Here is a 6,502-nt window from a genome sequence, read left to right on the forward strand (position 1 = left end):
CCCCATGTTTTCAATTCGTAAACAATTCGCCACTAAGTTTATCTAGCAGCGCTATGATTGAATTCATTTGGTTCAATTATCCAGATCAGATAGTACCAACCCGAGCGCTGGATATGGTCCAGACACCCCCAGCGCTCGGCGATATGAATTCTTTAGAGATGGCAAGTCTTTCTACCCTGTACCCCAAGGTGTAGTATTGTTTTTTCTAGTGCAGATCGGTAAACTACCAAAGTTCCCGGAGGATTTTGTCATTATGGGTGAATCTAAACGCCGTAAAGCGGCTCTAGGAGATAAGTATGGTCAAGAAGAGAATCTTTTTCCTTGGCTACCAATTACGAAAAGTCAGAGCGAGCAAGTTATCAAATTGACGACTAAGGGAGCCTGGATTGGGATCGGTTTTCTGGTTGCCTGGTGGCTGACGGTGCGGTTGATTGGGCCAGCTTTTGGTTGGTGGCAAATTAATTAGCCTCCTCGATGAGCTAAATCCTCAACTACTCAGGTGCCATCAAAACGGTTTCCTCAAGTCGATTCGGACTGAGGATACATTAGTTATTTTTATTTAGTTGTCAGGGTAAATTGAAATTACAAATATACGGTATTGAGCAGATCCGTTTGTATTGAACATAGCTTTCCACTCTGTCACGGTAAGATCTATACTGCGTTGATGGATCTGAATGGTTGTAAATCCTTGCGGAAAAGACCAGGCAGTCTCCGTATTTAAAACCATCTACATGTTCAAGACTATCTCAAATTATCCCCAACAAGCGGAAGAGGTGAACGTTAAAGTCTTAAGAAAGTCTAAAGGTGTAATTAATATCCATTATGAGTGGTGTTTGGAGGATAAACGTGTTTATAAGACTAGCAGAGCAACATCGTCAATTTGTGCGAGATTTGGTAATGAATCTCCAAGCCTTGGCAATTGTATTGGAAAACAAAGGCTATCTAGCATCTTGCTACACCTGTGGTGGTCAGATGAATAGCGCCTCGTTTATGGTTAGTTTAGGGGAAAATCATCTGATTCGCTTTTTGGTATCAGATTATGGAATCACTTGGACAGAGATGCGAGACGATCGAGAATTGATGAAGTTGGAAGGTGCCGAGGCTATCAGCCAACTGCAAGATTTAGGGAATCTGGTGAAGTACCAGATTATGCCATCTGAAGCTTGTGCCCCAGTTGGTAATTTTGCCTAACCTCACTTGAAGATCAGATCGATAAAATCCACCTTCAATACCTTTATCCGCCTGTCTCCTTTACAGCGCGGATTCTCCTCGTAATCGTGTTTTCTGAACAAAGTTCCATAAATGCTAAAATCGGTTCCATCTTTTTACCGAAATCAAATTCGGCGGCAAAACAAGCTTTGGCATTACGACTATATCGATCGTAATTATTTATAATATCCTCGATAACTGACTTCATTTCATTGGCATCAGCAGGATCGTTAATAACTCCCCCAATTTGATATTGTTTGACTAATTTAGCCAGGGAAGGCAAGTTATTCACTAAAATTGGCTTACCATGCTTTAAATACTGAGGTAATTTACCAGAAGCCATAGAGATTTGAGTGAAATTATTACCTAAGTCAGCATAGAAGGCTAATCCAATACTTGGCGAAGTATATATTCGATCAATTTGATCGTAGGGTAGTGGCTCTAAAGATAGAAATAAATTACGGGAATTAATTTGTCTGAGTGACTGAATATAAGGATCTTCTTGTCTGGGCTGGCGATCGTGAAAGATCAGTCCACAACCATTATCTATCGAAAGGAATGTTTTAGCCAAAGTTTTAGCAAATACAGCATCAGCGATCATCCCAGCTTGCACGAGCAAGTAGGGAAATTCATCCTGACTGAGATTAAACTTTTCTCGAAAATAGTTATTTCCGGCTAAGTCAGAGCCAGAATCTTCAGCCGCTAGTGTGGAATTAGGTAAATAGAAGACTTTAGGGTGTTGATATTCATAATATTGGCAAAATGTTTTGAATCTATCTTCATCTTGAATGAGAATAGCTTCTGATTTTTGGCAAGCAAGTTTAACCAGCGATCCGAGAATTGATGAAATACCTTTAAATCGAGCAGGTTCGTGTAATTCTAAGGAAAGGAATAAAAACTTTTGCCTAAATAAGAACCAAAAAAATAAAGCGGTAATGGAACCATAAATATCTACACCAATATTAATTCTTTGATTAGCTTTTCTATTTTTATTTCGGAAAACATGACGAATTAGCGGGATAATGTAAAATCCAAATTCTAATAAAGGGACAATATCCTTAAATCCCTTCTTTTTCAAAATATCAAATAATCGAGTTCCTTTCTTAAAATAAACAATCTGAACATTTTGTCCTAATTCACCTGGTTCAGCATAAGTATTTTCTGTGCCATAAATCGTTGTCAAGTAATTCTCTTTATCCAAAACCTTTGACAGATTAATAATTGTCGGAGCAATACCCACATAACCTTCATAGAAGAAGATCGAGGAAGCTTTATTCATGATTTATTTCCAACGATAAAGACAGCAAAATGATAATTAACTGTAGTAATTTAGGAGTAAAGTCGGGGCGGGTTTAACTTTTTCAGAAACCAGAAATACTCCTAGCTAAACCCGTTAAATCCGCCATTACTCATCCGCGAAAAACAAAATAAACCCCCCAAGTATCAAAACCTGCTTCCTTATTCGTCAACCATTCGCCTGACGCTTTGCATTCCAACCCCATTTCTTGTGCAATTAAATCAATTTCTTGCTTAAACAAATAGCGCATTTTATGAGTTTCCTGCACTTCGTCAACTGAGCCACTTGCTTTATCTCGAATAAAGACTTGGTAATTGACATCAACTAGATTCTCATTAGGATACATTACAGGATCTGCAATCCGAGTCACCTGTATTTTTTCATCCTCCAAACGTTTGACGCGCACTGCTGGGCGTTGACTCAAAACAGCAGGACCATACCAAGTATCAAATATTAACAATCCACCTGGGTTAAGATGAGCTTTAGCGGTGGCAAATGCTGCTTGCAAATCTTGATTCGTTGTCTGGTAACTAAATACATGAAATAGAGATATTACTGTATCGAATTTTTGATCGACTCGAACATTACGGATATCCCCTTGAGAAAATTTGAGTTTGGCAGCTACTTTTGGGTTTAGTGTAGATACACGTTGTTTGGCTTTCTCCAGCATTTCCGCACTCAAATCTACCCCATATACTTCGTAGCCTAATTCAGCTAAAATTGCGGCATGTATTGCTGTGCCACAACCAAGTTCGAGAATAGATTTGGTATCGGGATCGTGATTTTGAATCAATTCGTCGATAAAGTTGGCTTCAGCTTTGTAGTCTTTATCGCGGTATAGGAGATCGTAGTAGTTAGCGTAATTTGCGAAAACTGTCATTTTGGGTTACCCTTGTTTTTAAGGACAATCGTTATCAAAGCTAAATAAATCTAGTTAACTACCACTTAATTTTGGGGAACAATTTCTTTTCTTCTTCATAGAATTCTTGGAGATCCTTTTTATGTAAGTCATGAAACAATAGGACATCATAGTAAAAGTGTTTTTTGATGCTAGCATAATGAAGAACCTGAGACAATGTTTCCCATTTATTTGTCTCTAATATTGCTAATGGATAGCCCAAACAGTCATAAAACATTGCTTGTGAATATCCCATTTTAAATAAGTAATCAAATATAGAAATAGGCTCTTCTCCTACAGATGTTAAGTGATTTGGTGAAAGCTCAAAAAATAGTACAGGATTGCTCTCGCTCATCAATTTTTTTGCTCCTCTAATCACCTTGTAGTCATATCCATCAGTATCAATTTTTACAATATTAGTTTTTAAAAAATCCTGATGTTTTTCTGCTAATTTATCTATTGTTGTTGTCTCCCAATCAGTACTGATGTCACCATTCTCACTTGCCGATATGTATGCAGTTCCGCGTACTTGTACTAAAGAAATATTTGATGACTCTTCTTCCTCAGAAACAAGTACATTTTCAACAGTTACATTCTGAATATTCTCTGTATTTCTTACCAATAATTCAAAGTATTTTTTATCTGGTTCAATACACAAAAAAGATCCCGTTACCAGATCCGTAATTAAAGATACTGTGTCCCCGATATTTGCGCCAACATCTATTAAAGTTAGATGACCTTGTTTTTCTTTCACAAATTTACATATTCTTGGCAAAGCTGTATCATAATAAGGATTATGAGCTTTGATTTGAGGCAGATTGTGAGAGGTGTTCATATAGAGATGTTTATCTCCCACCTCCATCATAATAAGAGGATCGGAAAACTTCCGGATTTGCCTGTATAAGGAGTGGCATAATTCCCTATACAACTTTAATAATCTATTCTTGGGAGCAGGATTTACCTTAACTTCTTTATACAAGTAGGAAATCAGTTTGAGTTTAATCACTAGATATCTCCTTTGACAAAATAATTTACCTTAAGCACAAGGTAACAATAGTTTCCATCGACTCATAATCTGGTATTTATCTATGTTTCTGTCCCCCCCAACCTTCGACAAAAGTTCCTATCTTGACTTGTCTGAAAATTAAATTGTTCAATATTGATTATCCACAATAACGATTATACCACTCACTTCATTACTTCTAGAAGTATATCAGCAACCCTTTCCATTTGCTCATCCCTCAACGCCATCCCACTCGGAATATAAAATCCCCGCCGCGCCATCCGTTCAGAAACTGGATGAGACTCACCTTGCAGCAATCCCATTTTATGAAAAACAGGTTGCTCGTGCATTGGCCAGAAAAATGGTCGTGTGCCGATTTTATACTCAGCCAAACGCTTCATCGCTTCTGACGCATCAAAGGGTACATCATCATTCAATACTAACCCATACACCCAGTAAATATTATCTGCATATTCTGTATGAATGAGTGGGAATTGCAATCCGGGAATATTTGCTAATAATTCTGTATATTTCTCTCCCATCCGACGCTTCCGTATCACAAATTCATCTAACCTTTCCAATTGTGCTACACCCAAAGCGGCTTGGAGGTTTGTCATCCGGAAATTCCATCCCAATTCTTCATGGATGAAACGTTGTTTGGGTTGGAAGCATAAATTTCGTAGCCCACGACATTTTTCGGCCAAGGTATCGTCATTGGTGACGATCATCCCGCCTTCACCAGTGGTAATATGTTTGTTGGGATAAAAGCTGAAAGTACTAATATCACCAAAACTACCACAAGGTTGACCTTTGTAGGTTTGACCGTGCATTTCGGCTGCATCTTCTATAATATACAACCCGTATTTTTGCGCTAATTCTAGCACTGCTTCCATATCCACAGGTAACCCGTAAATATGGACAACCATAATAGCTTTAGTTTTCGGGGTTATTTTGGCTTCAATTTGCCCCACATCCATATTCCAGGTTAGAGAATCGCAATCTACCACGACAGGAATTGCACCTGCTCTCACAATTGCAGCCGCACAGGAAATAATCGTAAAAGTTGGTAAAATTACTTCATCTCCTGCCCCAATTCCTAAAGCAACTATTGCTGCATCGATAGCCACTGAACCATTACATACGGCTATTCCGTGTTGTCGTCCAACACGAGCTGCAAATTCTACTTCAAATCGCTTGACAAATGGTCCTTCAGAGGAAATCCAACCATCATCAATACACTCGTTGAGATATTGTTTTTCTTTGCCATTGAGTAAGGGTTCATTTACTGGAATTGGTTCGATCATGTTTGACCTTTATTTTGCTAATTGGTTATTAGTTATTTGTTATTTGCTATTTGTTCTTCGTTCTGAAGGGGTGACTTTCTATCCATTCCCCACTCCCCACTCCCCACACCCCTTTCTTACGTTACTAGATTAACTTGAGCAGCGGAGATACCTGAAAAACGAGTTTTATCTTGTTCTCCCACATAAGGACCTTGTTTCACTTCGATCATTTCTAGATCTTCAATTGCCTCAAACCCATGTCCCCCTGCAATCAAGAGAATCACATCACCTACTTGTAAAAGTCTACTGTCTATATATTGCTGATCTTGAGTATAAAAATCTACTCGTAGTTTACCCTTCCTGATAAATAAAACCTCTTGAGTGTAGAAAACTTCACGAGATACGGGATTGTGAACATGAGGCTGGATTACTTTGCCAGCCGGATGATTCATATATGCTAGCTGTTGGGATAGGCTATTAGGGGTAAAAAATTTGATCCCTGGCTGGCTGAAGTTAGCTGGAATAATAATTGCTAAAAGACAATCTCCATGGGTAATTTCTTCAACTGGATCTCTATTAGTTTCTGCAGCTTCAGAGATCGGTAATATCTTATCCAATTCAGTTATAATCATGGTATTTGTACAACCTGCAATAGAATATTGGCTTTTCTATTAAACTAGTTAGCGACTTCAGTACACCCTTAATTACTGAAATTCTGTCAGACTAATTCTTAAATAGGCAATCTTCTCTAGACTAACCTCAGAATTTCGGTTTGGCAAGATTTTACAAAAGTTTAAGAATGGGGCATGGGG

The 6,502-nt window shown here is 38.3% G+C and carries 7 protein-coding genes; 2 read left to right on the forward strand and 5 right to left on the reverse strand.

The features are described 5' to 3' along the window. Nucleotides 1-253: 253 nt before the first annotated feature. Nucleotides 254-466 (forward strand): DUF2839 domain-containing protein, encoded by a 213-nt coding sequence (locus NJ959_RS24155; protein ID WP_254014302.1) that lies wholly within the window; start codon nucleotides 254-256, stop codon nucleotides 464-466. A gap of 380 nt (nucleotides 467-846) precedes the next feature. Then, nucleotides 847-1,191, forward strand: coding sequence for a DUF1815 family protein (locus NJ959_RS24160; protein ID WP_254014303.1), 345 nt, complete (start codon nucleotides 847-849; stop codon nucleotides 1,189-1,191). Nucleotides 1,192-1,234: 43 nt separating this feature from the next. Here NJ959_RS24160 and NJ959_RS24165 read toward each other — a convergent pair whose 3' ends face one another. The 5 genes from NJ959_RS24165 to NJ959_RS24185 all read right to left on the reverse strand — a co-directional run bounded on the left by NJ959_RS24165 (nucleotide 1,235) and on the right by NJ959_RS24185 (nucleotide 6,322). Continuing rightward, a complete protein-coding gene (locus NJ959_RS24165) occupies nucleotides 1,235-2,488 on the reverse strand; it encodes a glycosyltransferase family protein (RefSeq protein WP_254014304.1) in 1,254 nt (417 codons plus the stop codon). A 130-nt stretch (nucleotides 2,489-2,618) separates the two neighbouring features. Continuing rightward, nucleotides 2,619-3,386, reverse strand: a complete 768-nt coding sequence (locus tag NJ959_RS24170; protein WP_254014305.1) for a class I SAM-dependent DNA methyltransferase — start codon at nucleotides 3,384-3,386, stop codon at nucleotides 2,619-2,621. Between the two features lie 58 nt (nucleotides 3,387-3,444). Further along, nucleotides 3,445-4,239, reverse strand: coding sequence for an FkbM family methyltransferase (locus tag NJ959_RS24175; RefSeq protein WP_254014306.1), 795 nt, complete (start codon nucleotides 4,237-4,239; stop codon nucleotides 3,445-3,447). A gap of 353 nt (nucleotides 4,240-4,592) precedes the next feature. Next, on the reverse strand, nucleotides 4,593-5,711 hold the full coding sequence (locus tag NJ959_RS24180; RefSeq protein WP_254014307.1) for a DegT/DnrJ/EryC1/StrS family aminotransferase: 1,119 nt from the start codon (nucleotides 5,709-5,711) through the stop codon (nucleotides 4,593-4,595). 116 nt (nucleotides 5,712-5,827) lie between these two features. Further along, on the reverse strand, nucleotides 5,828-6,322 hold the full coding sequence (locus NJ959_RS24185) for a cupin domain-containing protein (RefSeq protein ID WP_254014308.1): 495 nt from the start codon (nucleotides 6,320-6,322) through the stop codon (nucleotides 5,828-5,830). Nucleotides 6,323-6,502: the final 180 nt, after the last annotated feature.

This window comes from Limnofasciculus baicalensis BBK-W-15 (genome assembly GCF_024178385.1).
Lineage (GTDB): Bacteria > Cyanobacteriota > Cyanobacteriia > Cyanobacteriales > Coleofasciculaceae > Limnofasciculus > Limnofasciculus baicalensis.